This window comes from Nocardioides sp. Z13_37 (assembly GCF_058355585.1).
The window spans coordinates 264,687-290,699 of the sequence record NZ_JBZGDV010000005.1 but is presented as its reverse complement, the minus strand read 5'-3'; the positions used below and the strand labels follow the sequence as shown (position 1 = coordinate 290,699).

21 protein-coding genes and 3 tRNA genes are annotated in these 26,013 nt (G+C 70.9%); 19 read left to right on the top strand and 5 right to left on the bottom strand.

Going from position 1 to position 26,013, the window contains the following annotated elements:
• Positions 1-2: 2 nt before the first annotated feature.
• From AC4H2S_RS14260 to nemA, 3 genes are all read right to left on the bottom strand, one after another.
• Entirely contained in the window at positions 3-1,928 is a 1,926-nt protein-coding gene (locus AC4H2S_RS14260) for an ABC transporter ATP-binding protein (protein WP_491497633.1), read from the bottom strand.
• A complete protein-coding gene (locus AC4H2S_RS14255) occupies positions 1,925-3,832 on the bottom strand; it encodes an ABC transporter ATP-binding protein (protein ID WP_491497632.1) in 1,908 nt (635 codons plus the stop codon). The genes AC4H2S_RS14260 and AC4H2S_RS14255 overlap by 4 nt, the downstream gene beginning before the upstream one ends.
• A 77-nt stretch (positions 3,833-3,909) precedes the next feature.
• Complete coding sequence (gene nemA / locus AC4H2S_RS14250; protein ID WP_491497631.1) at positions 3,910-5,004, bottom strand: N-ethylmaleimide reductase; 1,095 nt, start codon at positions 5,002-5,004, stop codon at positions 3,910-3,912.
• Positions 5,005-5,139: 135 nt separating this feature from the next.
• Here nemA and AC4H2S_RS14245 point away from each other — a divergent pair, with 135 nt between their 5' ends.
• The 9 genes from AC4H2S_RS14245 (at position 5,140) to AC4H2S_RS14205 (ending at position 10,761) form a co-directional block, all read left to right on the top strand.
• A complete protein-coding gene (locus AC4H2S_RS14245; RefSeq protein ID WP_491497630.1) occupies positions 5,140-6,078 on the top strand; it encodes a pirin family protein in 939 nt (312 codons plus the stop codon).
• Between the two features lie 46 nt (positions 6,079-6,124).
• The gene (locus AC4H2S_RS14240; RefSeq protein WP_491497629.1) at positions 6,125-6,715 is read left to right on the top strand and encodes a DNA-3-methyladenine glycosylase I; all 591 of its coding nucleotides are present in this window, start codon (positions 6,125-6,127) and stop codon (positions 6,713-6,715) included.
• A gap of 126 nt (positions 6,716-6,841) precedes the next feature.
• Positions 6,842-8,257, top strand: a complete 1,416-nt coding sequence (locus tag AC4H2S_RS14235) for an amidase (protein ID WP_491497628.1) — start codon at positions 6,842-6,844, stop codon at positions 8,255-8,257.
• A 106-nt stretch (positions 8,258-8,363) separates the two neighbouring features.
• Positions 8,364-8,436 (top strand) — tRNA-Thr (locus AC4H2S_RS14230).
• Between the two features lie 35 nt (positions 8,437-8,471).
• Positions 8,472-8,548 (top strand) — tRNA-Met (locus AC4H2S_RS14225).
• A 50-nt stretch (positions 8,549-8,598) separates the two neighbouring features.
• Entirely contained in the window at positions 8,599-8,769 is a 171-nt protein-coding gene (gene rpmG, locus AC4H2S_RS14220; protein ID WP_186340208.1) for a 50S ribosomal protein L33, read from the top strand.
• Positions 8,770-8,883: 114 nt separating this feature from the next.
• The gene (locus AC4H2S_RS14215) at positions 8,884-9,297 is read left to right on the top strand and encodes an FAS1-like dehydratase domain-containing protein (RefSeq protein WP_491497627.1); all 414 of its coding nucleotides are present in this window, start codon (positions 8,884-8,886) and stop codon (positions 9,295-9,297) included.
• Positions 9,294-9,710 (top strand): MaoC/PaaZ C-terminal domain-containing protein, encoded by a 417-nt coding sequence (locus tag AC4H2S_RS14210; protein WP_491497626.1) that lies wholly within the window; start codon positions 9,294-9,296, stop codon positions 9,708-9,710. Before AC4H2S_RS14215 ends, AC4H2S_RS14210 begins: the two co-directional genes overlap by 4 nt.
• Positions 9,688-10,761: a UDP-N-acetylmuramate dehydrogenase gene (locus AC4H2S_RS14205; protein ID WP_491497625.1), complete on the top strand. Its 1,074-nt coding sequence runs from the start codon at positions 9,688-9,690 to the stop codon at positions 10,759-10,761. The genes AC4H2S_RS14210 and AC4H2S_RS14205 overlap by 23 nt, the downstream gene beginning before the upstream one ends.
• A 46-nt stretch (positions 10,762-10,807) precedes the next feature.
• Here the strand turns inward: AC4H2S_RS14205 and AC4H2S_RS14200 are convergent, their stop codons facing one another.
• Complete coding sequence (locus tag AC4H2S_RS14200) at positions 10,808-11,851, bottom strand: adenosine deaminase (protein ID WP_491497624.1); 1,044 nt, start codon at positions 11,849-11,851, stop codon at positions 10,808-10,810.
• A gap of 148 nt (positions 11,852-11,999) precedes the next feature.
• Between AC4H2S_RS14200 and AC4H2S_RS14195 the strand changes: the two genes are divergently transcribed.
• From AC4H2S_RS14195 to AC4H2S_RS14170, 6 genes are all read left to right on the top strand, one after another.
• A tRNA-Trp gene (locus AC4H2S_RS14195) sits at positions 12,000-12,072 on the top strand.
• Between the two features lie 39 nt (positions 12,073-12,111).
• Entirely contained in the window at positions 12,112-12,366 is a 255-nt protein-coding gene (gene secE / locus AC4H2S_RS14190; protein WP_186340212.1) for a preprotein translocase subunit SecE, read from the top strand.
• A 94-nt stretch (positions 12,367-12,460) separates the two neighbouring features.
• On the top strand, positions 12,461-13,306 hold the full coding sequence (nusG, locus tag AC4H2S_RS14185; RefSeq protein WP_491497623.1) for a transcription termination/antitermination protein NusG: 846 nt from the start codon (positions 12,461-12,463) through the stop codon (positions 13,304-13,306).
• A 103-nt stretch (positions 13,307-13,409) separates the two neighbouring features.
• A complete protein-coding gene (rplK, locus tag AC4H2S_RS14180) occupies positions 13,410-13,838 on the top strand; it encodes a 50S ribosomal protein L11 (protein ID WP_186340213.1) in 429 nt (142 codons plus the stop codon).
• 94 nt (positions 13,839-13,932) lie between these two features.
• On the top strand, positions 13,933-14,655 hold the full coding sequence (gene rplA, locus AC4H2S_RS14175) for a 50S ribosomal protein L1 (protein ID WP_491497622.1): 723 nt from the start codon (positions 13,933-13,935) through the stop codon (positions 14,653-14,655).
• 191 nt (positions 14,656-14,846) lie between these two features.
• A complete protein-coding gene (locus AC4H2S_RS14170; protein WP_491497621.1) occupies positions 14,847-15,704 on the top strand; it encodes an SCO4651 family lipoprotein in 858 nt (285 codons plus the stop codon).
• Positions 15,705-15,732: 28 nt separating this feature from the next.
• Here the strand turns inward: AC4H2S_RS14170 and AC4H2S_RS14165 are convergent, their stop codons facing one another.
• Entirely contained in the window at positions 15,733-16,722 is a 990-nt protein-coding gene (locus AC4H2S_RS14165; protein WP_491497620.1) for a DnaB-like helicase C-terminal domain-containing protein, read from the bottom strand.
• Positions 16,723-17,010: 288 nt separating this feature from the next.
• Here AC4H2S_RS14165 and rplJ point away from each other — a divergent pair, with 288 nt between their 5' ends.
• From rplJ to AC4H2S_RS14145, 4 genes are all read left to right on the top strand, one after another.
• Positions 17,011-17,676: a 50S ribosomal protein L10 gene (rplJ, locus tag AC4H2S_RS14160; RefSeq protein WP_491497619.1), complete on the top strand. Its 666-nt coding sequence runs from the start codon at positions 17,011-17,013 to the stop codon at positions 17,674-17,676.
• A 78-nt stretch (positions 17,677-17,754) separates the two neighbouring features.
• Positions 17,755-18,147: a 50S ribosomal protein L7/L12 gene (rplL, locus tag AC4H2S_RS14155; protein WP_491497618.1), complete on the top strand. Its 393-nt coding sequence runs from the start codon at positions 17,755-17,757 to the stop codon at positions 18,145-18,147.
• Between the two features lie 341 nt (positions 18,148-18,488).
• Positions 18,489-22,070, top strand: a complete 3,582-nt coding sequence (gene rpoB, locus AC4H2S_RS14150; RefSeq protein ID WP_491497617.1) for a DNA-directed RNA polymerase subunit beta — start codon at positions 18,489-18,491, stop codon at positions 22,068-22,070.
• 86 nt (positions 22,071-22,156) lie between these two features.
• Positions 22,157-26,002 (top strand): DNA-directed RNA polymerase subunit beta', encoded by a 3,846-nt coding sequence (locus AC4H2S_RS14145; RefSeq protein WP_491497616.1) that lies wholly within the window; start codon positions 22,157-22,159, stop codon positions 26,000-26,002.
• The last annotated feature ends 11 nt before the right edge of the window (positions 26,003-26,013 follow it).

The following is a 26,013-nucleotide window of genomic DNA, read 5'->3' as shown; positions in this document are numbered from 1 at the left end:
GCTCAGGAGGTCCAGGCGCGCCACAGGGCGGCGTACTCCCCGTCGAGCTCGATCAGCTCGTCGTGGCTGCCGAGCTCGACGATGCGCCCGTCGAGGACCACCGCGATGCGGTCGGCGTCGTGGGCGGTGTGCAGGCGGTGCGCGATCGCCACGACCGTACGGCCCTCGAGGAGGCTGTTCATCGACCCCTCGAGCGTGCGCGCGGTGCGCGGGTCGATGAGCGACGTGGCCTCGTCGAGCACGAGGGTGTGCGGGTCGGCGATGATCAGCCGGGCCAGGGCGACCTGCTGCGCCTGGGCCGGGGTCAGCGCGAAGCGCCCGGAGCCGATCATCGTGTCGAGGCCCTCCGGCAGCCGCTCGACCCACGACAGGCCACCGACGGCGGCCAGCGCCCGGCGCACGTCGTCGTCGGAGGAGTCCTCGCGCGCCAGCACGACGTTGTCGCGCACGGAGCCGATGAAGACGTGGTGCTCCTGGGTGACGAGCGCGACCTCCGTGCGCAGCACCTCGAGCGGCAGGTCGACCAGGTCGACCCCGCCCACCCGCGCCGAGCCGGTGCGGGGGCGGTTGATCCCCGACAGCAGCCGTCCGAGGGTCGACTTGCCCGACCCGCTGGGGCCGACGACCGCCAGGCGTTCGCCCGTGCGCAGGCGCAGGTCGACGCCGTGGAGCACGTCGTGGCCCTCGCGGTAGGCGAAGCGGAGGTCCGACCCGACGAGCTCGGCGCCCTCGGGCAGCTTGTCGCCGGGCTCGCGGTCGGGCGGCACCTCGGCGATGCCGAGCAGCCGGCTCGTCGACGCCGCGCCCACCTGGAGGCGGTCGACCTCGCCGATGACCGCGTCGAGCGGCTCGGCCAGCGCGACGACGTAGAGCAGCGCGGCGGTGATCTGCCCGAGGTCGACCCAGCCGCGGCTGTAGCCGTAGGCGCCGACGACCAGCGTGACGACCTGCGGCACCTGGAATGCGGCGTTGAGGGCCGCGAACAGCACGTTGCGCAGCGTCATGCCGTAGCGCTCGGCCTGCCCCGACACCGCGATGTCGTCGGAGCCCGCCGCCACGCGAGCCCGCGAGAGCCCCAGTGCCTCGACGGTCCGCGACCCCTCGACGGTCTCGGTGAGCGTGGTGTTGATGCGCGAATAGGTGGCGCCCTCGGTGATGTACGCCTTGGGCGCGCGACGCAGGTAGGTGCGCACGGCGGGGGTGCAGAGCGCGAAGACCACCAGCGCGGGCACCGCCAGCAGCAGCGAGTTGAGCAGCATCGCCACGATCGAGAGCACGACCGTCATCAGCGAGATCAGCAGGCGCGGCACGCCCCACTGCACCGAGCGGGCCATCGTGCCGACGTCGCGGGTGACGCGGGTGACCAGGTCGCCGGTGCTGGCTCCCTCGACGCGGCCCACTGGCAGGCGCAGGATCGTGCGGACGACGTGCTCGCGGGCCGAGGCGAGCAGGTCCTGGCCGAAGTAGGTCGACGTGCGCTGCGCGCCGAAGGTGAGCAGCGCCTGGAGGACGACGACGCCGACGACCGCCAGGGCGATCGTGTCGAGGCCGCTCGCGCCCGTGCCCTGGGTGTCCACCCGGTTGACGAGGGAGCCGAGCAGGCGCGGCACGACGAGGGCGGAGCCCGCGGCCAGGGCGTTGAGCACGACCAGCAGCACGAAGGTCCGCTTGCGGCTGCGCACCAGGTCGACGAGGAACGCCAGCACCGCGCGGTTGCCCGACACCGGCCAGCCGCGCACCGGGTTGCGCGAGGCGTCGTAGACGTCCTCGGCCCGCTGGCGCCGCAGGTCGTGGCGCTGCCACAGGGCGCGGTTGCGCTCACGCAGGCCGGCGTGCTCGGGCGGCAGCAGCTCGTCGGGGATCGCGGGCGGGTCGTCGGCCCGGTCGCGCCAGGTCTCGGCCGAGGTGGCGAGCAGGTCGGTGCTCATCGGACCGTCTCCTCGCTGTCCATCTCGCTGTCCATCGCGTCGTCCATCTCGCGGGCCACCACGCGCCGGTAGCCGTCGTGGTCGGCCAGCAGGTCGGCGTGGCGGCCCTCGGCGACGACGGTGCCGTCGTGCAGCAGCACGACGCGGTCGGCGTGGTGCAGCCACAGGGGCGAGACCGTGGTGACCACCGTCGTGCGGCCGCGCCGGGTCTCCGCGACCCGCTCGGCGATGCGTGCCTCGGTGTGGGCGTCGACGGCGGAGGTCGGCTCCACCAGCACCAGGATCGGCGCGTCGGTCGCGATCGCTCGCGCCAGCACCACCCGCTGGCGCTGCCCGCCGGACAGGCCACGGCCGCGCTCGTCGAGCTGGCCCTGCCAGCCCTCGGGGAGTGCGTCGTAGACGTCCTCGGCGTTGGCGACGCGCAGCGCGTGCTCGGCCTGCTCCCGGGTGAGCCGGGCGTGGGGGTCGACGGCGTCCTGGAGGGTGCCGGCGAAGAGCTGGCTGGACGTGTCGCTGACCAGCACCTGGCGGCGTACGTCGTCGAGCGTGGCCCGGGACAGGTCGACGCCGCCGAGGGTGACGCCCCACTCGCGGGTCGCCCGCTCCTCGTCGCGCGCCGCGATCCGGGCCCGCTCGCGCGCTCGCTCGGCCCGCGAGCGCCGCGCGGCGCGGCCCTTGGTGCCGTCGTCCTCCACGGCGGGGACGGGCTCGGTGTCGGCGGGCAGGTAGCGGCCAAGCCGGTCGGCGAGCGCCGCGCTCTGCTCGGGCACCGCACTCACGACGACCGTCAGGACGCCCGGCTCCACCGTCAGACCGCTCGCCGCGTCGTGGAGCGTGGCGCTGCCGTCGAGCGCGACCGGCTCGGCCGGCTCGCGCCACGGGGGCCGCTGGTCGAAGATCGCGGTGGCCTTGCGTGCGCTGACCAGGGACCGCACGCCCTTCTGGGCGAACTCGAAGAAGGTCCGGATGGGCCCGACCATGAAGAGGCCGTAGCCGAGGAAGGTGATGAGCTCGCCGACGCTCAGCTCGCCGGCCTGGACCTGCCGGGTGCCGAGCCACACCAGCGCGACGAGGAAGATGCCCGAGAGCAGGACGCCCACGGCCTCGACGACGGCCTGCCAGATGCCGGCGGCGACGCCGGCCTGCCGGGCCGACTGCGACTGGCGGTCGTAGTTGGCCCCGAAGGTCTGCTCTCCGCCGATGCCGCGGAGGATCCGCAGGCCGGCCACGATGTCGGTGGCCAGCGAGGTCAGGTCGGAGGTGCGGGAGCGCTCGAGCTGCTGGCGGCGGTGCAGCGGGCGCAGCAGTGGGAGCGCCGCGCCGACGAGGAGGGGCGCCGCCACCAGGGTGAGCAGGCCCAGCTCCCACGACATCGTGAGCACGATGAACGCGACGGTGAGGTAGGACGCGAGCTGGCCCAGGGTGCGCGCCACGATCTCGGTGAGCGCACCGAACTCGTCGGAGTCGCTCGACGCGACGCTCAGCACCTCGCCGGTCGGCGCCCGCCGGGGCAGCACGTGCCCCATCTGGGCCACCTTGCGGGTGACCATCTCGAGCGTCCCGTAGAGCGCGACGAGCCAGCTGCGCACGACCAGGGTGTGGGAGACGATGCCGAAGACGCCGCCCACCACGACGACGGCGAGCAGCAGGCCCGCCCAGCCGAGGAGCGCCGCCTCCGAGCCGCCGACGATGCCCTGGTCGACCGCGCGGCCGAAGATCCACGGCCCGAGCGTCATCGGCAGGAACCACAGCGCGTAGCACAGCGACGAGAGCGCGATCAGCGCCTTCTGCTGGCCCAGGACCCATCGCAGGAACGCCAGCGGTGACCGGGTCTCGGGGTCCGGCGTGGGTGCGTCGTCGGAGCCGGTGTAGAACGTCGCGATCCGGGGTGGGTGGTCCTGCATGTCGTGCTGACCCTAGGCGCCGGAGGGGCTCGGCGACGAACCCTTAAACAGTGACGGTGCCCACGCGTGCGGCGGCCTCACGCGGCGCCGTACGCCGGGTAGTCGGTGTAGCCCTCGGCGTCGCCGCCGTAGAACGTCTCGGGACGCGGAGGGTTGAGCGGCAGCCCCTCGGAGAGCCGGCGCGGCAGGTCGGGGTTGGCGATGAAGGAACGCCCGAACGCGGCGGCGTCGATGAGGCCCGCGCCGACGAGCCGCTCGGCCTTGGCGAGGTCGTAGCTGCCGGCGCCGACGATCGGGCCGGGGTGCGCCGCCCGCAGGGCGCGGCGGTAGTCGTCGTCGAGCGCGGGGCCGCCCGTCCAGTCCGGCTCGGACAGGTGGAGGAACGCCAGGCCGCGGCGGCCGAGCTCGGCCGCGACGTGGAGGCCCGCCTCGGCACCCTCGGGGTCCTCGGTGCCGTTGAACGAGCCGATCGGCGAGATCCGGACGCCGACCCGGTCCGCGGACCAGGCGTCGGCGACGGCGTCGGTCACCTCGAGCAGGAGCCGGGCGCGGCGGGCCAGCGGACCGCCGTACGCGTCGGTGCGCCGGTTGCTGTCGGCGGCGACGAACTGGTGCAGCAGGTAGCCGTGCGCGGCGTGGATCTCGACGAGGTCGAAGCCCGCCTCGCGGGCGTGGCGCGTCGCCCGGCGGTAGTCCTCGACCAGCCGGGGGATCTCCTCGAGGCGCAGCGGGCGGGGGACCGGGCAGGCCACGCGGGTGGGGCGACCGTCCGCGCCGCGCACGGTGGTGCGGTTGCGGTAGGGCCCGTCGCTCGCCGAGACCGGCAGGTCGCCGTCGTGGAACGACTCGTGCGAGACCCGGCCGACGTGCCACAGCTGGGCGGCGATGAGCCCGCCGGCCTCGTGCACCGCGTCGGTGACCCGGCGCGAGCCCGCGACCTGCTCGGCGTTGTGGATGCCGGGGGTGTCCATGTAGCCCTTGCCCTCCGGGCTGATCTGCGTGCCCTCCGAGATCAGCAGGCCGCCTCCCGCGCGCTGGACGTAGTAGTCGCGCATCAGGTCGTTGGGCACGTCGCCGGGCACCGTCGCACGCATCCGGGTCAGCGGTGCCATCAGGACGCGGTTGTCGGCGCGGACGGCACCGAGCGACAGGGGCTCGAAGAGGGAGGGCACGACTGGCGGCAACGGGCACCACGGCCCTCCTATTCCGCCGGACGGAGCCCGGCCGGGCCCGCTCGCGCTCCGGACGCGGGCCGAGTCCGGAGACCGGCTGCGCGGGGTTCACCCCTACGGGTACCGTGGCGCACGATGACCGATGTCGAGGTGCTCGCACCGCGTGAGGTCCCGCTGGGAGGTCCCCGGGCCATGCGCGTACGTCGCACGCTGCCGCAGCGCCAGCGTTCGCTGATCGGCGCCTGGTGCTTCGTCGACCACTACGGTCCCGACGAGGTCGACGAGACCGGCGGGATGGTGCTCCCGGCCCACCCGCACACCGGCCTGCAGACCGCGAGCTGGCTCTTCGACGGCGAGCTGGAGCACCGCGACTCCGTCGGCAGCCGGGCCACCGTGCGACCCGGCGAGCTCAACCTGATGACCGCCGGCCGCGGGATCAGCCACACGGAGGTGTCGACCCCCGGCACGACCACGCTCCACGGCGCCCAGCTGTGGATCGCGCTGCCCGACGGCAGCCGCCACGTCGAGCCCCGCTTCGAGCACTTCGCGCCCCAGCCCGTCCGCGGGCCCGGCTGGGAGGCTCGGGTGTTCATCGGCTCGCTCCTCGGCGCGAGCTCGCCGGTGGAGGTGCACACCCCGCTCCTCGGCGCCGAGGTCATGCTCGCCCCCGGCAGGTCGTTGGAGATCGAGGTCGACCCCTCCTTCGAGCACGGCGTGCTGCTCGACGTGGGCTCGATCGACGTCGACGGCCAGGAGCTGGCCCCGAGCGACCTGGGGCACGTCCCGGCCGGGCGCTCCAGCATCACCCTCACCGCCTCCGACGAGGCGCGCCTGCTCCTCCTCGGCGGCCCGCCGTTCGGCGAGTCGATCGTCATGTGGTGGAACTTCATCGGCCGCACCCACGACGAGGTCGCCGGCTACCGCCAGGAGTGGCAGGACCAGGTCGTCGTCGGCGACGGCGTGGTGGCCGACGGTCGCGACGTGGCCCCGGGCCGGTTCGGCGTGGTCGACCTCGACCTGCAGCCCATCCCCGCGCCGCCGCTGCCCAACGTCAGGCTCAAGCAACGCGGCTGAGCCCGGCTGGGGCCCGGTTGTCCCCGGCGTGCGCGAGGATGCCCGCATGGAGAGCGGAGTCGGTCCCGTGGTCGGCGCCGACGGGGTCCCGCGCTGCCCCTGGGGTGCCGGCGACCCGGTCAACCGCGACTACCACGACACCGAGTGGGGCCTGCGCGTCGACGGCGAGGCCGCACACCTCGAGCGGCTCACCCTCGAGGCGTTCCAGTCGGGCCTGTCGTGGCGCACCATCCTCGACAAGCGCGAGCGCTTCCGCGCCGCGTTCGCCGGCTTCGACGCCGACACCGTCGCGGCCTTCGACGAGCGCGACGTGGAGCGGCTGATGGCCGACGCCGGCATCGTGCGCAACCGTCGCAAGGTCGAGGCGGCCGTCACCAACGCCCGCGCCACCGTCGCCCTGCGCGAGCACGGCGGGCTGGAGGCGTTCATCTGGTCCTTCCGGCCCGAGCCCGGCCCGGCGCCCCGCACCACCGCCGACGTCCCCACCACCTCGCCCGAGTCGGTCGCGCTGTCCGCGGCGCTGAAGAAGGCCGGCTTCGCCTTCGTCGGGCCGACGACGATGTACGCCCTGATGGAGGCGATCGGGCTCGTCGACGACCACCTCGCCGGGTGCCACCGGCGGGGGTGTGCCGGCTGACCGGCGGCGCGCGGGTTGCGTCATGCGAAGGCGTGGTGGTGGGTGCGGGTTCGGATGACGTCCGGGCGGCGCGCGGGGGAGCCGAGAGCCTGTCGCCCGCGGGGCGCGCTGGCTAGTCTCACGCGCATGACAGCAGCCGGACGCGTGCACGCGTTCACCCCCGACGACGCCCTCGCCGACCTCGACGCGACCGGCCTGGTCGAGGCGCTGCGCGCCGGCTCGGTCTCGGTGCCCGAGGTGGTCGAGGCCGCCATCGCCCGCACCGAGCAGGTCGACGCCGCGCTCGGCGCCGTGGCGTACGCCGCCTACGACCGGGCGCGCGAGGAGGCACGCCACCCCCGCGGCGGCTGGTTCGCGGGCGTGCCCACCTTCGTCAAGGACAACGCCGACGTGGCCGGCATGCCGACCCAGCACGGGTCCGACGCGTTCACCGCCCAGCCGCAGGCCGTGGACGGCGACTTCGCCCGGATGTACCTTGCGACCGGGCTGATCCCGCTCGGCAAGACCCAGCTCTCGGAGTTCGGGTTCTCCGGCGCCGCCGACCACGTGCGGCTCGGCCCGGTGCGCTCGCCGTGGGGCACCGACCACTACGCCGGCGCCTCGTCCGCCGGCTCCGCCGCCCTCGTCGCGGCCGGGGCGGTGCCGATCGCGCACGCCAACGACGGGGGCGGGTCGATCCGGATCCCGGCCGCGGTCAACGGGCTGGTCGGCCTCAAGCCCACCCGCGGCCGCCTGGCCCAGGACCGGATGATGCGCGCGATGCCGGTGCGGATCGTCTCCGACGGCGTGCTGACCCGCAGCGTCCGCGACACCGCCGCGTTCTACCGCGAGGCCGAGAAGGTCTGGCGCAACCCGCTCCTCCCGCCCGTGGGCGACGTCACCCGTCCCAGCCGCGCCCGGCTGCGGGTCGCCGTCGTCACCGAGGGCATCGGGCGCTCGTGCAGCCCCGAGGTCCGCGAGCTGACCCTCCGCACGGCCGAGCTGCTCGAGCAGCTCGGCCACCACGTCGAGGAGGTCGACAACCCGGTGCCGGCGAGCTTCCCCGACCACTTCGTGCGCTTCTGGGCGATGCTGGCGCTGGTCATCGTGCGACGGGGCACGAAGGACTTCGGGCCCACCTGGGACCCGTCCCGGCTCGACAACCTCACCCTCGGCCTGGCCCGCCACGCCGCCCGCAACCTGCACAAGCAGCCGTTCTCGATCGCGGTGCTGCGCGGCTCGCAACGCCTCGCCGCCCGGCACCGGGCGTCGTACGACATCACCCTGACGCCGACCCTGGCCACCGAGACGCCCCGGGTCGGGCACCTGCGACCCGACCAGGACTACGAGGAGATCATGGCCCGGCTGATGGACTGGGTGGCCTTCACGCCGCTGCAGAACGCCACCGGCGAGCCGGCGATCTCGCTCCCCCTCGCCACGACCGCCGCCGGGCTCCCGCAGGGGATGATGCTGGGCGCCGGAGCCGGGCGGGAGGCACGCCTGCTCGCGCTGTCCTACGAGCTCGAGGAGGCCGTCGGCTGGCCCCGGATCCAGGCCGCCTGACACCCCGCCCGACACCCCTCCCGAAGGGGGTCCGGACAGGCCCGGGAAGGCTCCGCGGGAGCCGATTTCTCATCGTGGCGGGGCGTGTGTATCGTTCTCCGTCGTTGCCCCTTTAGCTCAGTCGGCAGAGCGTCTCCATGGTAAGGAGAAGGTCTACGGTTCGATTCCGTAAAGGGGCTCTGGGTCGGACCTCCCTCGGGAGACCGGCCTCCGCGGCGGGGTAGCTCAGGTGGTTAGAGCACACGGCTCATAATCGTGGTGTCGCGGGTTCGAGTCCCGCCCCCGCTACCACCAGTGTCCTGCAGCTCCGCCCCGCACCACCCGCAACCCAAGGATCTCCCATGGCCAGCAAGTCTTCTGACGTTCGCCCCAAGATCACGCTCGCGTGCACCGAGTGCAAGGAGCGCAACTACATCACGAAGAAGAACCGTCGCAACGACCCCGACCGCATCGAGCTCAAGAAGTTCTGCCCGCGCTGCCGGCAGCACACCGCTCACCGCGAGACCCGCTGAGGCCGTTCGCCGACGAGCGTCTCCCGTCGCACCCCGACCCGTCCGAGCACTCGGACGGGTCGCTGTGCGTCCGGGCCCGGACGACGCGCCGGCGGGGTGTCCTAGGCTCGGGCCATGCCTGTCGACCCCTCGCTGGTGGGGCGTGAGTTCCCCGCGCCGGCACCCCTGACCGTGACCTCCGAGAGGGTCGCCGCGTTCGCCGCCGCCGTCGGCCACCCCGGCGGGGCCGGTGAGCAGGTGCCGCCGACCTTCCCGATCGTGCTCGCCTTCGACGCCATGCAGGCCTTCCTCGACGCCGAGCGCATCGACCTGCACCGCATCGTCCACGGCGAGCAGCGCTTCGCCTACGTACGCCCCCTCGCGGTCGGCGACGAGCTCAGCGCGACGCTGACGGTGACCGGGCTGCGGCAGATCGGCGGCGCCGACATCATCGCCACCGCCAGCGAGATCACCGACGCCACCGGCGCGGTCGTGTGCACCGGCAAGGCCACCCTCGTCCACTCCTCGGGCCAGGAGGCGGCGCAGTGACCGCCCCGCTGGAGGCCGGCGCCTCCCTCGAGCCCAGGACCTACACGATCACCCGGGCCGACCTCGTCGCCTACGCCGACGCCAGCGGCGACCACAACCCGATCCACCAGGACGAGGAGGTCGCGCGCAGCGTCGGCCTGCCCGGCGTCATCGCCCACGGCATGTACACCCTCGCCCTCGTCGGACGGGCGGTCGCGGAGTGGACCGACGGCGCCGAGGTCGTCGACCTCGGCGCGAAGTTCACCAGCCCCGTCGTCGTCCCCGCCGAGGGCGGGGCCCAGGTCGTGGTGGGGGGCACCGTGAAGTCGGTCGCCGACGGACTGGTCACGCTCGCGCTCGAGGTGACCTGCGAGGGCAGCAAGGTGCTCGGCATGCCCAGGGCCGTCGTGCGTGGGGCCGGCGCCGGTGACTGACCTGCGCGACCACACCACCCTGCGGCTGGGCGGCCCCGCCCGGGAGTGGGTGCGTGCCGACACCGAGGCCGACCTCGTCGCGGCCGTGGCCGACGCCGACGCCGCCGGCACCCCGGTGCTGCTGCTGGCGGGCGGCTCCAACCTCGTCGTGGCCGACGCCGGCTTCGACGGCCGGGTCGTGCAGGTCGCCACCACCGGGACCGCGGCCGACACCGACACCTGCGACGTCGACGCGCTCGCCCAGTGCGGCGGCGTCGTGCTCACCGTGGCGGCCGGCGAGGACTGGGACGCGCTCGTGGCCCACGCCGTCGCCCAGGGATGGGCGGGCATCGAGGCCCTCTCCGGGATCCCCGGCGCGGTCGGCTCCACCCCGATCCAGAACGTCGGCGCCTACGGCCAGGACGTCTCCCAGACCATCTCCCGGGTCCGGACCTGGGACCGCGTCGACCGCACCCAGCGCACCTTCGCCGCCGCCGACTGCGGCTTCGGCTACCGCCACAGCCGGTTCAAGGCCGAGCCGGGGCGCTACGTCGTCCTCGAGGTGACCTTCCAGCTTCGGCAGGGCGACCTGTCCGAGCCGATCGACTACGCCGAGCTCGCCCGCACCGTCGGCGTGCGGACCGGCGAGCGGGCGCCGCTGGCGGCCGTGCGGGACGCCGTGCTGGCGGTGCGCGCGGGCAAGGGGATGGTGCTCGACCCCGCCGACCACGACACCTGGAGCGCGGGATCCTTCTTCACCAACCCGGTCCTCGCCCCCGAGCAGGCCGCTGCGCTGCCGGCCGACGCCCCGCGGTGGGAGCAGCCCGACGGCGGCGTGAAGTCGAGCGCCGCCTGGCTGATCGAGCGCGCCGGCTTCACCAAGGGCTACACCAGCGCGGCGGCGGGGGAGCGCGTACGCCTGTCGACCAAGCACACGCTCGCCCTTACCAACCGCGGTGGCGCCACGACCGAGGAGCTGCTCACCCTGGCCCGCGAGGTGCGCGACGGGGTGCGCGAGCGGTTCGGCATCACCCTGGTCAACGAACCCGTGACGGTCGGCTGCTCCCTCTGAGCCCTGCGAGACCTCTGAGCCCTCCGGGCCCTCGTGGCCGGAGGGCTCAGGCCAGCCAGGCCGCGATGTCGCGCCGCGCGGCCGCCATCACGTCGGAGGGCGCCTGCGAGGCCTCGAACGACATCTCCGCCAGCCGGGCCAGCGTCGCGTCGTCGAGCTCGTGCGCGGCGCGCATGGTGGCGTACTGGCCGGCGAGCCGGGAGCCGAAGAGGAGCGGGTCGTCGGCGCCGAGCGCGACGGTCGCGCCCGCTGACAGCAGCTGGGGGAGGGGCACCGACGTCAGGTCGGAGTAGACGCCCAGCGAGACGTTGGAGACCGGGCACACCTCGAGCGCCACGCCCGACTCGACCACCCGGTCGAGCAGCGCGGGGTCCTCGACGGTGCGCACGCCGTGGCCGAGCCGCTGGGCGCCCAGGCTGTCGAGGCAGGTGCGCACGTGGGACGGCCCGCGCAGCTCGCCGCCGTGCGGCACGAGCAGGAGCCCGGCGCGCTCGGCGATGCGGAAGGCCCCCTCGAACTCCTCGGTGCGCCCGCGGCGCTCGTCGTTGGACAGCCCGAAGCCGACCACGCCCCGACCGGCGTACTGCGCGGCCAGCCGGGCCAGCGTGCGGGCGTCGAGCGGGTGCCGGGTGCGGTTGGCGGCGATGACCACGGCCATGCCCAGGCCGGTGCGCTCGGAGGCGTCGCGCACGCAGTCGAGGACCAGCTCGGTGAACGCGGTGATGCCGCCGAAGCGCGCCGCGTAGCCGCTCGGGTCGACCTGGATCTCCAGCCAGCGGCCCCCGTCGCGCACGTCGTCCTCGGCGGCCTCGCGCACCAGGCGGCGTACGTCGTCGGGCGTGCGCAGCACCGAGCGCGCCACGTCGTAGAGGCGCTGGAAGCGGAACCAGCCCTTCTCGTCCGCCGCGCTCAGCTGCGGCGGCCAGTCCTCCACCAGCGAGTCGGGCAGCACGATCTGGTCGCGCTCGGCGAGCTCGAGCAGCGTGGCGTGCCGCATCGAGCCGGTGAAGTGGAGGTGCAGGTGCGCCTTGGGCAGCCGCGAGACGTCTCGCAGCGGCTCCGTACGCCCCGCCCCCGCAGCACCCGCCATCCCTGCATCGTAGGCGGACCCGGTGCTCGCTCCGCCCCCGGTGCGACGCCTCGGTTCGACTGGGACTGGGCCCGCCCCGTATGCTTCCGGACTGGTGGTTTCGCCACATGCTTCGGCATGCCCCCAGTGATGGGGACGAGACCGCCGGAGGGCACTAGCTCAACTGGCAGAGCATCGGTCTCCAAAACCGAAGGTTGGGGGTTCAAGTCCCTCGTGCCCTGCGAGGAACACTGCACAGCAACAACGAGAAGGTGGATGACGTGGCCGACGGCAACGCGGTTCAGGACCGGCGCGACTCGCGCGGCGACGACCGTGGGCGCACCAGCCCCGTCACGTTCCTGCGCCAGGTGGTGGCCGAGCTCCGCAAGGTGGTGTGGCCCACCCAGCAGCAGCTGGTCACCTACTTCTTCGTCGTGCTGGTCTTCGTCATCGTGGTGATGGCGCTCGTGACCGTCCTCGACCTGGCTTTCGGAAAGCTGGTCTTCGAGGTCTTCACGGGCAACAGCGCCCAGTGACGAGGTGGGCAGTGACCACCGCTCGCAATCCCGCCGGGTGATCCCGGCCCCCGGTCCCGGCGACCGGGACCAGCAACGACCTACGGAGTGAGACGTGTCTGAGAACAATGACGTGGACCAGGTCGACGACCAGGTCGAGTCCGTCGACGAGGCGACCCCGGAGGACGCCGTCACGGACTCCGTCGCGGACACCGAGACCGACGAGGTGAGCGACGAGGGGATCGAGGACGCGACCGACGAGGCCGCTTCCGAGGAGACCGACGCCGACGAGTCCGAGGACGAGGCCGAGGCCGGCGACGAGCCCGCCGAGGAGTCGGCCGACGACCCGCTCGAGGCGTTCCGCCGTGAGCTGTGGGCCAAGCCCGGCGACTGGTTCGTGGTGCACACCTACTCCGGCATGGAGAAGCGGGTCAAGCAGAACCTCGAGAACCGCATCATCTCCCTCAACATGGAGGACTACATCCACGAGATCGTGGTCCCCACCGAGGAGGTCGCGGAGATCAAGAACGGCCAGCGCAAGATGGTCACCCGCACCGTGCTCCCCGGCTACGTCCTGGTCCGCATGGACCTCACCGACGAGTCCTGGTCGGCCGTGCGCCACACGCCGTCGGTCACCGGCTTCGTGGGCCACAGCCACCAGCCCGTGCCGCTGAGCATGAGCGAGGTCGAGGACATGCTCGCGCCGGCCGTCGTGGCCGTCGCCGAGGCCGAGGCCGCCGCGTCGGGCGAGAAGGGCGCGTCCACGACCCCGCGCAAGCCGGTCGAGGTGGCCGACTTCGACGTCTCCGACTCCGTGATGGTCGTCGACGGTCCGTTCGCCACGCTCCACGCGACGATCACCGAGATCAACGCCGAGTCGCAGCGCGTGAAGGCGCTCGTGGAGATCTTCGGCCGCGAGACCCCGGTCGAGCTCTCGTTCTCGCAGATCCAGAAGGTCTGACGATTTCGTCGGTCCGCCGTGCGGGCCCGACACTGAAGTAGCGACAACCCGTGGCAGGGGGCATCGGCCCTCGTCAGGACCACAAGAGAGAAAGAAGAAGGCAATGCCTCCCAAGAAGAAGATCGCCGCACTGGTCAAGGTGCAGCTGCAGGCCGGCTCGGCCACCCCGGCCCCGCCGGTCGGTACGGCGCTCGGCCCGCACGGCGTCAACATCATGGACTTCTGCAAGGCCTACAACGCCCAGACCGAGTCCATGCGTGGCAACGTGATCCCCGTCGAGATCACCATCTACGAGGACCGCTCGTTCGACTTCATCACCAAGACCCCGCCGGCCGCCGAGCTGATCAAGAAGGCCGCCGGCCTCTCCAAGGGCTCCGGCGTCCCGCACAAGGACAAGGTCGGCAAGCTGACCAAGGACCAGGTCCGCGAGATCGCCGCGACCAAGCTGCCGGACCTCAACGCCAACGACATCGACGCGGCCATGAAGATCGTCGAGGGCACCGCGCGCTCGATGGGCGTCACGACCGACTGAACGAGGTCGCGGGCTCAGCACAACAGCTCCGACGTGGGAGAGCCGCGCTGGCTCGCCTAAACCACATCCTTCGCACCACAGAAACGAGAAGACCATGCAGCGCAGCAAGACCTACCGCGCGGCCGCGGAGTCGTTCGACCAGGACGAGCTCTACGCCCCGCTGGCCGCCATCAAGATCGCCAAGGCTGGCTCCAAGAAGAAGTTCGACGAGACCCTCGACGTCGTCATGCGACTGGGCGTCGACCCGCGCAAGGCCGACCAGATGGTCCGCGGCACCGTCAACCTGCCTCACGGCACCGGCAAGACCGCCCGCGTCCTCGTGTTCGCCAACGCCGACAAGGCCGAGGCTGCCCGTGAGGCCGGCGCCGAGTTCGTCGGTGGCGACGAGCTGATCGAGAAGGTCGCCGGCGGCTGGCTCGACTTCGACGCCGTCGTGGCCACGCCCGACATGATGGGCAAGGTCGGCCGCCTCGGTCGCGTGCTCGGCCCCCGCTCGCTCATGCCCAACCCGAAGACCGGCACGGTGACCCCCGACGTCGCCAAGGCCGTCACGGACATCAAGGGCGGCAAGATCGAGTTCCGCGTCGACCGCCACTCCAACCTGCACTTCATCATCGGCAAGGCCTCGTTCTCCGAGGTCGCGCTCGCGGAGAACTACGCCGCCGCGCTCGACGAGGTGCTGCGTCTCAAGCCGGCCAGCTCCAAGGGTCGCTACATCAAGAAGATCACCGTCTCCACCACGATGGGTCCCGGCATCCAGGTCGACCCCAACCGCGTGAAGAACGTCGCGTCCGAGGACGAGGGCGCCCAGGCCTGACCCCCGGTCCGCCAGCACGGCCCGGTCACCCCTCACGGGGTGGCCGGGCCGTCCTGCGTTCCCGGGCAGGTCCGGGGGCGGTTGCTCCCGTCGAGACCCCGGCCGTTCGTTTGCCCGTGCGACCCTTGGGTAGAAGGCCACCCGGCCACCCGGCCACCGGATCGTCGATCACCTCGTCCCAGGAGACACTCATGCGCGTCACGCCCCTTGCCCGCCGCCTCGGCTCCGCCGCCCTGGTCCTGACCCTGGGGGCCGGGCTCGCCGCGTGCAGCGACGACGCCGGCTCCGACGACTCCTCGAGCTCGGCGACCGACGAGAGCACCGACGAGAGCACCGACGACAGCACGGACGACGGCGCCGCGGAGGGGGAGAGTGGGGCGTCCCTGACCGAGCTGTCGGCCGACGACTTCTACCCGTCGGTGATGGACGCGATGCGCGAGGCCGAGACGTTCGCCTTCGAGACCACCTCCGGCACCGCCGGCCAGACGCAGACCATGACCGGTGAGGCCCGCTTCGCCGGCGACGGCGTGGAGATGAAGGCGTCGAGCACCGGGGCACAGGAGATGGAGATGATCCTGATCGACCAGGCGATGTACATGAGGTCGAAGGACCTCGGCACCGGTGACAAGTGGCTCAAGATCGACCTGAGCGACCCCGACTCGCTGTTCGGCATGATCGGCAAGATGACCGACCCCGAGGTGATGTTCAGGTCGATGGAGGCGCCGAAGAAGCTCGAGCTCGTCGGCACCGAGGACGTCGACGGCGTCGAGACCAACCACTACCGCATCACCCTCGACCCCACCCAGTACGTCAAGGCGATGGAGTTCCCGCCCGCGATGGCCAAGATGCTGCCCGACGAGCTGGTGACCGAGATGTGGGTCGACGCCGACAACCTGCCGCGCAAGTTCACCCAGACGATCGAGGTCCCGGCGACCGGAGGCGGCCAGCCGACGACCTCGATCAGCGAGGGCACCTACTCCGACTTCGGCACCGACGTGGAGATCGAGGCGCCCCCGTCGAGCGAGGTCACCGAGCAGCCCGGGCTGTGAGCCCGGCGACGGGCGGGTCTGCCCGGGGTCAGTCCCGGAAGATCCGCTCGTCGATCAGCTGCTCCTTGACCTCCGTGCCCTCGGGCTCGTAGCGGCCCTGGTCGAAGCGGGTGCGGAACTGCAGCACGGCCCCGTCGCGGCCGAACCGGTTCTTCTCCACCGTGAGCACGGCGTACTCCCGGAACCGCTCGGCGTTGCCGAGGTCGTAGGTCAGGTGGTGGCGCGCGACGATGTCGAACTTGTTGTTGAGCACCAGCACGACGTCGGCCTCGTAGGCCAGGGCGCTCGAGCCGCGCAGGTCGTTGGCGCGCATCCGCCTGCCGGAGCGCAGTGCCTTCTTCTCCGCCGCGGAGATGGCCAGCACCGGGGCCGCGATGTCGATGGCGAGGTCCTTGAGGCCCTCGACCACCTCGGTCGTGCTGGTCTCCTCGTCGGGGTGGCGCGACATCACCTTCTGCAGGTAGTCGACGACGACGAGCGGCGTGGTGCCCGACAGCTCGCGCACCGCCTCGATGGCGGCCTGGATCGCGCCGAGGTCGGTGCGGGTGCCGGTGGAGCGGTGCACGAAGAGCATCTCGGAGTAGTGGGCCACCCGCGCCAGCGCCTCCACGCCCGAGGGGACCGACTCCAGGCGGTGCTCGAGGGAGCTCACCCAGAGGTCGTCGAAGATCGAGCGGATGCTGTTGACCCGCACCTGGTCGGAGTCGTCGAGCTCGCCCGCCTCCATCGCGAGGAGCTTCTGGGTCAGGTCCTCGGCGTCGTGCTCGAAGGAGAAGTAGAGGACCGGGCGGCCGGTCGCGGCGTTGTTGCGCGCGACCTGGAGGGCGAACGTGGACTTGCCGAGGCCCTGCGGGCCCGCGAGCAGCACCAGCGAGCCGGCGCGCATCCCGCCGCCGATCAGGGGGTCGAGACCGCCGAAGCCGGTCTTCCAGAGGCGCCCTGCTGCGTTGCGCCCGGTGAGCATGCGTTCGTCGCTGCGGGCGAGCGAGGCCCCGACGGTCATGAGCTGGTGGTCCACGCGGCAATGGAACCAGTGTTGGCGACCGGGCGTGGGACGATTGGGCGCTTTGCCGCCCACTCCCCGCCGATTTGTCGCCCTCGTGCCGTGGCGCGTAGTGTTCCTCTCGAAACCAGAGACCGCAGGTTGTCATGGGCTCCTCGCCCACGACTGAAGGTCCGCAGCAGCGGGCGGCCGGCGCAGGTGACAGAGCAGCGGCAGAGATGCCGCACCAACGCCCTGAGCCTGTGCTCGGGGCGTTCGTCGTCTGTGGGACCGACGCCGGTGGTCAACCCCGGAAGGAGACCCATGGCGCGGCCAGAAAAGACTGCCGCCGTCGCAGAGATCGTTGAGTCCTTCAACGACTCCGCCGGCGCTGTGCTGACCGAGTACCGCGGGCTCACCGTGAAGCAGCTGCAGGACCTGCGGCGAGCCCTCGGCGAGAACGCCAACTACGCCGTGGTCAAGAACACGCTGGCCAAGATCGCCGCCACTGAGGCGGGCATCGACGGCTTCGACGACCTGCTGACCGGCCCCACCGCCATCGCCTTCATCAATGGAGACGTGGTCGAGGCCGCCAAGGGTCTGCGTGACTTTGCCAAGGCAAACCCCGCTCTTGTCATCAAGGGCGGAGTCCTCGACGGCAAGCCCCTCGACGCCTCCGAGATCGCCAAGCTGGCGGACCTCGAGTCGCGTGAGGTGCTGCTGGGCAAGCTGGCGGGCGCGATGCTCGCCTCGCTGTCCCAGGCCGTCTACCTGCTCAACGCGCCGATCGCCCAGGCCGCCCGTCTCGCGGGTGCGCTGCAGGCCAAGGCCGAGCAGGACCCCTCGATCCTCGCAGGTGGTGCCGGCACGCCGGCTGCTCCCGCTGCCGAGGACGCTCCGGCGCAGGAGGCCCCCTCGTCCGAGGGAGCCGCCGACACCGAGGCGACCGACGAGTCGGCCGACACGGCCGCCGAGTCCACCGACGCCTGACCAGGCCGACGTACACCACCTGAAACCCCGGCGCTGCCGCACCACGCGGCCGCACCACACAAGGAAAGGTTTGCCACCATGGCGAAGCTCAGCACCGACGAGCTCCTTGAGGCCTTCAAGGAGATGACCCTGATCGAGCTCTCCGAGTTCGTGAAGCAGTTCGAGGACACCTTCGGCGTGACCGCCGCCGCCCCCGTCGCCGTGGCCGCCGCCCCGGCCGCCGGTGGTGCCGCCGGTGGCGACGCCGCCGCCGAGGAGAAGGACGAGTTCGAGGTCGTTCTCGAGGCCGCCGGCGACAAGAAGATCAACGTCATCAAGGAGGTGCGCGCCCTGACCTCCCTCGGTCTGAAGGAGGCCAAGGACCTCGTCGAGGCCGCCCCCAAGACGATCCTCGAGAACGCCACCAAGGAGGCCGCGGACAAGGCCAAGGAGGCCCTCGAGGCCGCCGGCGCCACCGTCACGGTCAAGTGACGATCCGCGTCTGAACCACGCTGCTCCGCAGCAACCGTCGAAGGGCGGCCACCCCGGGTCCGGGGTGGCCGCCCTTCGTCATGCCCGGGCTCGGGAGCCGTTCCCGGAGCGACCCGAACGGGCCCGATCGGCGCGTTCTGCTTGACCACGGGCCCTCCGGCGTCCATAGTCATGGCCAACGCGTGGCATGACCCGATGGGAAATCGTCCCCGCGTTTGTGGCGTGTCCTGAGTTGCGCTATCGTGTCTCCTTGCGCCTGCCCTCAGATGCCCGACGCCTTCCGGACGGTCGTCGTGGTGGTCGGCAAGCGCCGATCACTTGCTCATCTGTGAGGACACCTCTTGGCCGCGCGCAGCTCTGCTGGTAACCACCGTCGCACCTCTTTCGCAAAGATCACCGAACCTCTCGAGGTTCCCCCCCTCATCTCGCTCCAGACGAGCAGCTTCGACTGGCTGGTCGGCGGCGAGCGCTGGGAGGCGGAGGTGGCCGCCCGTCGGGCTGCCGGTGAGGACGTCTCCGAGAAGACCGGTCTGCAGGAGATCTTCGAGGAGATCTCCCCGATCGAGGACTTCTCCGAGACGATGATGCTCTCCTTCGACAACCCCGTCTTCCTCGACGAGAAGTACACCGAGGAGGAGTGCAAGGAGAAGGACTTCACCTACTCCCGCCCGCTCTACGTCTCGGCCGAGTTCATGAACCACGAGACCGGCGAGATCAAGGGCCAGACGGTCTTCATGGGCGACTTCCCGATGATGACCCGCAAGGGCACCTTCATCATCAACGGCACCGAGCGCGTCGTGGTGTCCCAGCTGGTCCGCTCGCCCGGCGTCTACTTCGAGTCCAGCCCCGACAAGACGTCCGACAAGGACATCTTCACCGCCAAGCTCATCCCGAGCCGCGGTGCCTGGCTGGAGTTCGAGATCGACAAGCGCGACCTGGTCGGCGTCCGCCTCGACCGCAAGCGCAAGCAGAACGTCACCGTGCTGCTCAAGGCGCTCGGCTGGACCACCGAGCAGATCCGCGAGGAGTTCGGCCAGTACGAGTCGATGATGCTGACGCTCGAGAAGGACAGCGTCCGCTACGAGACCGTCTACGAGGAGCTGCAGAAGAAGGCGCGGGGCGAGGCCCCCACCGCCGAGCAGGTCAACGACGAGGTCACCCGCCTCGCGCTGCTCGACATCTACCGCAAGCTCCGCCCGGGCGAGCCGCCGACGGCCGAGGCCGCGCAGACGCTGCTCAACAACTACTACTTCAACCCCAAGCGCTACGACCTGGCGAAGGTCGGGCGCTACAAGATCAACAAGAAGCTCGGCCTCCAGGAGGCCTTCGACCAGCAGACGCTGACCATCGACGACGTCGTGGCCGCCATCCGCTACGTCGTGCAGCTGCACGACGCGGGTGTCCAGGCCGACGCGCCCGACCTGCTGGATGCCGCCGGCAACGTCGTCGAGGGCCCCGACGGTGCTCCCGTCAAGGTCCAGGCCGACGACATCGACCACTTCGGCAACCGCCGCATGCGCACCGTGGGCGAGCTCATCCAGAACCAGCTCCGCACGGGCCTGGCCCGCATGGAGCGCGTGGTCCGCGAGCGGATGACGACCCAGGACGTCGAGGCCATCACGCCGCAGTCCCTGATCAACATCCGTCCCGTGGTCGCTGCGCTGAAGGAGTTCTTCGGCACCTCGCAGCTCTCGCAGTTCATGGACCAGACCAACCCGATCGCCGGCCTGACGCACAAGCGTCGCCTCTCGGCGCTCGGTCCCGGTGGTCTGTCCCGTGACCGCGCCGGCATGGAGGTCCGTGACGTCCACCCGTCGCACTACGGCCGCATGTGCCCGATCGAGACCCCTGAAGGCCCCAACATCGGCCTGATCGGCTCGCTGGCCTCCTACGGCCGGATCAACCCGTTCGGCTTCGTCGAGACCCCCTACCGCAAGGTCGAGGGTGGTGTGGTCACCGACCAGATCGACTACCTCACCGCCGACGACGAGGACCGCTACGTCATCGCGCAGGCCAACGCCCCGCTCGACGACAAGATGCGCTTCACCGAGGAGCGCGTCCTGGTCCGCCAGAAGAACGGCGAGGTCGACGCGATCCTGCGTGACGAGGTCGACTACATGGACGTCTCGCCGCGCCAGATGGTGTCGGTCGCGACGGCCCTGATCCCGTTCCTCGAGCACGACGACGCCAACCGCGCGCTCATGGGCGCCAACATGCAGCGCCAGGCCGTGCCGCTGATCACCAGCGACAGCCCGCTGGTCGGCACCGGCATGGAGTACCGCGCGGCGGTCGACGCCGGTGACGTGGTCGTCGCCGACAACGCCGGTGTGGTCAAGGAGGTGTCCGCCGACGCCATCGAGACGATGAACGACGACGGCACCTACCAGACGTACCGCCTGGCCAAGTTCCGTCGCTCCAACCAGGGCACCTGCATCAACCAGCGCCCGCTGGTCAAGGCCGGCGACCGCCTCGAGGTCGGCACGCCGATCGCCGACGGCCCCTGCACCGACGACGCCGAGATGGCGCTGGGCACCAACCTGCTCGTCGCCTTCATGCCGTGGCAGGGCCACAACTACGAGGACGCGATCATCCTCAGCCAGCGCCTGGTGCAGGAGGACGTCCTCACCTCGATCCACATCGAGGAGCACGAGGTCGACGCCCGTGACACCAAGCTCGGGCCCGAGGAGATCACCCGGGACATCCCGAACGTCTCCGAGGAGGGCCTGGCCGACCTCGACGAGCGCGGCATCATCCGCATCGGCGCCGAGGTCACCACCGGTGACATCCTGGTCGGCAAGGTCACGCCCAAGGGCGAGACCGAGCTCACCCCCGAGGAGCGCCTGCTCCGTGCGATCTTCGGCGAGAAGGCGCGCGAGGTGCGCGACACCTCGATGAAGGTGCCCCACGGTGAGTCCGGCACGGTCATCGGCGTGCGCGTCTTCGACCGCGAGGACGGCGACGACCTGCCTCCGGGCGTCAACCAGCTGGTGCGCGTCTACGTCGCGCAGAAGCGCAAGATCTCGGTCGGCGACAAGCTCGCCGGACGCCACGGCAACAAGGGCGTCATCGCCAAGATCCTGCCGATCGAGGACATGCCGTTCATGGAGGACGGCACGCCGGTCGACGTCGTGCTCAACCCGCTGGGTGTGCCGCGACGCATGAACATCGGCCAGATCCTCGAGCTGCACCTGGGCTGGCTCGCCAAGCAGGGCTGGGACCTCAACCTCTCCGGTGAGAAGGGCGAGTCCGACTGGAAGAAGCGCCTGATCTCGATCGGCGCCGACCAGGCCGCCCCGAACACCAAGGTCGCGACCCCGGTGTTCGACGGTGCCCGCGAGGACGAGATCACCGGTCTGCTCGGCTCCACGCTGCCCAACCGCGACGGTGAGCGGATGGTCAAGGAGGACGGCAAGGCCAACCTCTTCGACGGTCGCTCGGGTGAGCCGTTCCCGGCGCCGGTGGCGGTCGGCTACATGTACATCCTCAAGCTCCACCACCTCGTCGACGACAAGATCCACGCTCGCTCGACCGGCCCCTACTCGATGATCACGCAGCAGCCCCTGGGCGGTAAGGCCCAGTTCGGCGGCCAGCGGTTCGGCGAGATGGAGGTCTGGGCGATGGAGGCGTACGGCGCCGCCTACGCCCTGCAGGAGCTGCTGACGATCAAGTCGGACGACGTGCCGGGTCGTGTGAAGGTCTACGAGGCCATCGTGAAGGGCGAGAACATCCCCGACTCCGGCATCCCCGAGTCGTTCAAGGTGCTCGTCAAGGAGATGCAGTCGCTCTGCCTCAACGTGGAGGTGCTGTCGCAGGACGGCTCCACCATCGAGATGAAGGACGCTGAGGAAGACGTCTTCCGCGCGGCCGAGGAGCTCGGCATCGACCTGTCCCGCCGCGAGCCCAGCTCGGTCGAAGAAGTCTGAGTCACCGGTGCGCCGGCCCCCGGCCGGCGCACCGCCCTCAGTCCCACGCTCCACTTTCCACGTACTAACGAAGGACTACAGCCATCGTGCTCGACGTTAACTTCTTCGACCAGCTTCAGATCGGCCTGGCCACCGCGGACGACATCCGCACGTGGAGCCACGGCGAGGTCAAGAAGCCGGAGACCATCAACTACCGCACGCTCAAGCCCGAGCGTGACGGCCTCTTCTGCGAGAAGATCTTCGGTCCCACCCGGGACTGGGAGTGCTACTGCGGCAAGTACAAGCGCGTGCGCTTCAAGGGCATCATCTGCGAGCGCTGCGGCGTCGAGGTCACCCGCTCCAAGGTGCGCCGCGAGCGTATGGGCCACATCGAGCTCGCCGCGCCCGTGACCCACATCTGGTACTTCAAGGGCGTCCCGTCGCGCCTGGGCTACCTGCTCGACCTGGCGCCGAAGGACCTCGAGAAGGTCATCTACTTCGCCGCCTACATGATCACCTCGGTCGACGAGGACGCCCGTCACCGCGACATGGACTCCCTCGAGAACAAGGTGGGCCTCGAGCGCGAGCGCCTCGAGAAGCGTCGCGACGCCTCCGTCGAGGACCGCGCCAAGAAGCTCGAGGAGGACCTCGCCACCCTCGAGGCCGAGGGTGCCAAGGCCGACGCCAAGCGCAAGGTGCGCGACGGTGCCGACCGCGAGATGAACCAGCTCCGCGACCGCGCCAACCGTGAGATCGCGCGCCTCGAGGAGGTCTGGGACACCTTCAAGAGCCTCAAGGTCCAGGACCTGCTCGGCGACGAGCTGCTCTACCGCGAGATGAAGACCTGGTTCGGCAAGTACTTCGAGGGCCACATGGGCGCCACGGCGATCCAGAAGCGCCTCCAGGACTTCGACATCGAGGCCGAGGTGGAGTCGCTGCGCGACACCATCGCCAACGGCAAGGGCCAGCGCAAGGTCCGCGCCCTCAAGCGCCTCAAGGTCGTCGACGCCTTCCGCAAGACCGGCAACCAGCCCATCGGCATGGTGCTCGACGCCGTCCCGGTGATCCCGCCGGACCTGCGCCCGATGGTCCAGCTCGACGGTGGCCGCTTCGCCACCTCCGACCTCAACGACCTCTACCGCCGCGTCATCAACCGCAACAACCGCCTCAAGCGGCTGCTCGACCTCGGTGCTCCCGAGATCATCGTCAACAACGAGAAGCGGATGCTGCAGGAGGCCGTCGACAGCCTCTTCGACAACGGTCGTCGCGGTCGTCCGGTCACCGGCCCGGGCAACCGGCCGCTGAAGTCGCTCTCCGACATGCTCAAGGGCAAGCAGGGTCGCTTCCGCCAGAACCTGCTCGGCAAGCGCGTCGACTACTCGGGTCGTTCGGTCATCGTCTCGGGCCCGCAGCTCAAGCTCCACCAGTGCGGCCTGCCCAAGCAGATGGCGCTCGAGCTCTTCAAGCCGTTCGTGATGAAGCGCCTCGTCGACCTCTCGCACGCGCAGAACATCAAGTCGGCCAAGCGCATGGTCGAGCGCGCCCGCCCGGTCGTGTGGGACGTCCTCGAAGAGGTCATCACCGAGCACCCCGTGCTGCTCAACCGTGCGCCCACCCTGCACCGCCTCGGCATCCAGGCCTTCGAGCCGCAGCTGATCGAGGGCAAGGCCATCCAGATCCACCCGCTCGTGTGCGGCGCGTTCAACGCCGACTTCGACGGTGACCAGATGGCCGTGCACCTGCCGCTGTCCGCGGAGGCGCAGGCCGAGGCCCGCATCCTGATGCTCTCGACCAACAACATCCTCAAGCCGTCGGACGGCCGTCCGGTGACCATGCCCTCGCAGGACATGATCATCGGCCTGTTCTGGCTGACCACGGACCGCGAGGGCGAGCCCGGCGAGGGTCGCGTCTTCTCCTCACCGGCCGAGGCGATCATGGCCTTCGACCGCCGTGAGATCACGCTGCAGAGCAAGGTCAGGATCCGCCTCACCGACGTCGTGCCCCCGCTCGACCTCGAGGTCGGCTCGGACTGGGAGGACCGCACCGCGCTCCTGCTCGAGACCACCCTGGGCCGGGTCTACTTCAACGACACCCTCCCGGCGGACTACCCGTTCGTCAACGAGGAGGTCGGCAAGAAGCGCCTCGGCTCGATCGTCAACGACCTCGCCGAGCGCTACACCAAGGTCCAGGTCGCCGCCTCGCTCGACGCCCTCAAGGACGCCGGCTTCCACTGGGCCACGCGCTCGGGTGTGACCGTCTCGATCGACGACGTCACCACGCCCGACAACAAGGCCGAGATCCTGGGCCGCTACGAGGCGCAGGCCGAGAAGGTCCAGAAGAACTACGAGCGCGGTGTGATGACCGACGACGAGCGTCGTCAGGAGCTCATCGAGCTGTGGACCCAGGCTGCCGCCGAGGTCGGTCGCGCGATGGAGGCCAACTTCGACCGCGCCAACCCGATCTACATGATGGTCGACTCGGGCGCCTCCGGAAACATGAACCAGATCCGGCAGGTCGCGGCCATGCGTGGACTGGTGGCCAACCCGAAGGGCGAGATCATCCCGCGCCCGATCAAGGCCAACTTCCGCGAGGGCCTGACGGTGCTCGAGTACTTCATCGCCACCCACGGTGCCCGCAAGGGCCTCGCCGACACCGCGCTCCGCACCGCCGACTCGGGCTACCTGACCCGTCGTCTGGTGGACGTCTCGCAGGACGTCATCATCCGTGAGGACGACTGCGGCACCGAGCGCGGCCTGCCCAAGCGGATCGACGACGAGCACGTGGAGACCTCGGCCTACGCCCGCTCCGCGGCCGTCGAGATCACCCACCCGGAGACGGGCGAGGTGCTCGCCGCCGCCGGTGAGGACCTCGGCGACGTCAAGATCGGCGAGCTCGTGGCCGCCGGCATCACCGAGGTCAAGGTCCGCTCCGTGCTGACCTGCGACGCCCGCACCGGCACCTGTGCCAAGTGCTACGGCCGCTCGCTGGCCACCGGCAAGCTCGTCGACATCGGCGAGGCGGTCGGCATCATCGCCGCCCAGTCGATCGGTGAGCCCGGCACGCAGCTGACGATGCGTACCTTCCACACCGGTGGTGTGGCCTCGGCCGACGACATCACGCAGGGTCTGCCCCGTGTGGTCGAGCTCTTCGAGGCCCGCTCGCCCAAGGGTCGTACGCCGATCGCGGAGTCCGCGGGACGCGTCAAGATCGAGGAGACCGACAAGGCTCGCGTCGTCGTGGTCACCCCCGACGACGGCTCCGAGGTCCAGGAGATCCCGGTGTCGAAGCGCTCGCGCCTCAACGTCGAGGACGGCGACCACATCGACGTGGGTCACCACATCACCTCCGGTACGCCCGACCCGCAGGACGTCCTGCGCATCCTGGGTGTCCGCAAGGCCCAGGAGCACCTCGTCGACCAGGTCCAGGAGGTCTACCGCTCGCAGGGCGTGGCGATCCACGACAAGCACATCGAGATCATCGTGCGGCAGATGCTGCGCCGCGTGACGGTCATCGAGTCCGGTGACACCAACCTGCTCCCGTCCGACCTGGTCGACCGGGTGCGGTTCGAGGAGGAGAACCGGCGCGTGGTCTCCGAGGGCGGCAAGCCGGCCTCGGGTCGCCCGGTGCTCATGGGCATCACCAAGGCCTCGCTCGCGACCGAGTCGTGGCTCTCGGCGGCCTCCTTCCAGGAGACCACCCGGGTGCTCACCGACGCCGCGATCAACGGCCGTTCCGACAGCCTGCGTGGGCTGAAGGAGAACGTGATCATCGGCAAGCTCATCCCGGCCGGCACCGGCCTCGAGCGCTACCGCAACATCCGGGTGGAGCCGACCGAGGAGGCCCGCGCCGCGGCCTACTCGGTCACCGGCTACGACTCCTACGACTACGACTTCGGTCCGTCGTCGCAGGCCGTCGCACTCGACGACTTCGACTTCGGTTCCTACCAGAACTGACGCGGTCGACG

What these genes read in the sequence shown, in the direction of transcription:
- AC4H2S_RS14255 (WP_491497632.1), bottom strand. Translation starts at nt 3,832, where the DNA reads ATGCAGGACCACCCACCCCGGATCGCGACGTTCTACACCGGCTCCGAC.
- AC4H2S_RS14235 (WP_491497628.1), top strand. Translation starts at nt 6,842, where the DNA reads ATGACAGCAGCCGGACGCGTGCACGCGTTCACCCCCGACGACGCCCTC.
- rpmG (WP_186340208.1), top strand. Translation starts at nt 8,599, where the DNA reads ATGGCCAGCAAGTCTTCTGACGTTCGCCCCAAGATCACGCTCGCGTGC.
- AC4H2S_RS14215 (WP_491497627.1), top strand. Translation starts at nt 8,884, where the DNA reads ATGCCTGTCGACCCCTCGCTGGTGGGGCGTGAGTTCCCCGCGCCGGCA.
- rplJ (WP_491497619.1), top strand. Translation starts at nt 17,011, where the DNA reads ATGGCGCGGCCAGAAAAGACTGCCGCCGTCGCAGAGATCGTTGAGTCC.
- AC4H2S_RS14240 (WP_491497629.1), top strand. Translation starts at nt 6,125, where the DNA reads ATGGAGAGCGGAGTCGGTCCCGTGGTCGGCGCCGACGGGGTCCCGCGC.
- rplL (WP_491497618.1), top strand. Translation starts at nt 17,755, where the DNA reads ATGGCGAAGCTCAGCACCGACGAGCTCCTTGAGGCCTTCAAGGAGATG.
- AC4H2S_RS14260 (WP_491497633.1), bottom strand. Translation starts at nt 1,928, where the DNA reads ATGAGCACCGACCTGCTCGCCACCTCGGCCGAGACCTGGCGCGACCGG.
- AC4H2S_RS14200 (WP_491497624.1), bottom strand. Translation starts at nt 11,851, where the DNA reads ATGGCGGGTGCTGCGGGGGCGGGGCGTACGGAGCCGCTGCGAGACGTC.
- rplK (WP_186340213.1), top strand. Translation starts at nt 13,410, where the DNA reads ATGCCTCCCAAGAAGAAGATCGCCGCACTGGTCAAGGTGCAGCTGCAG.
- rplA (WP_491497622.1), top strand. Translation starts at nt 13,933, where the DNA reads ATGCAGCGCAGCAAGACCTACCGCGCGGCCGCGGAGTCGTTCGACCAG.
- AC4H2S_RS14245 (WP_491497630.1), top strand. Translation starts at nt 5,140, where the DNA reads ATGACCGATGTCGAGGTGCTCGCACCGCGTGAGGTCCCGCTGGGAGGT.
- AC4H2S_RS14170 (WP_491497621.1), top strand. Translation starts at nt 14,847, where the DNA reads ATGCGCGTCACGCCCCTTGCCCGCCGCCTCGGCTCCGCCGCCCTGGTC.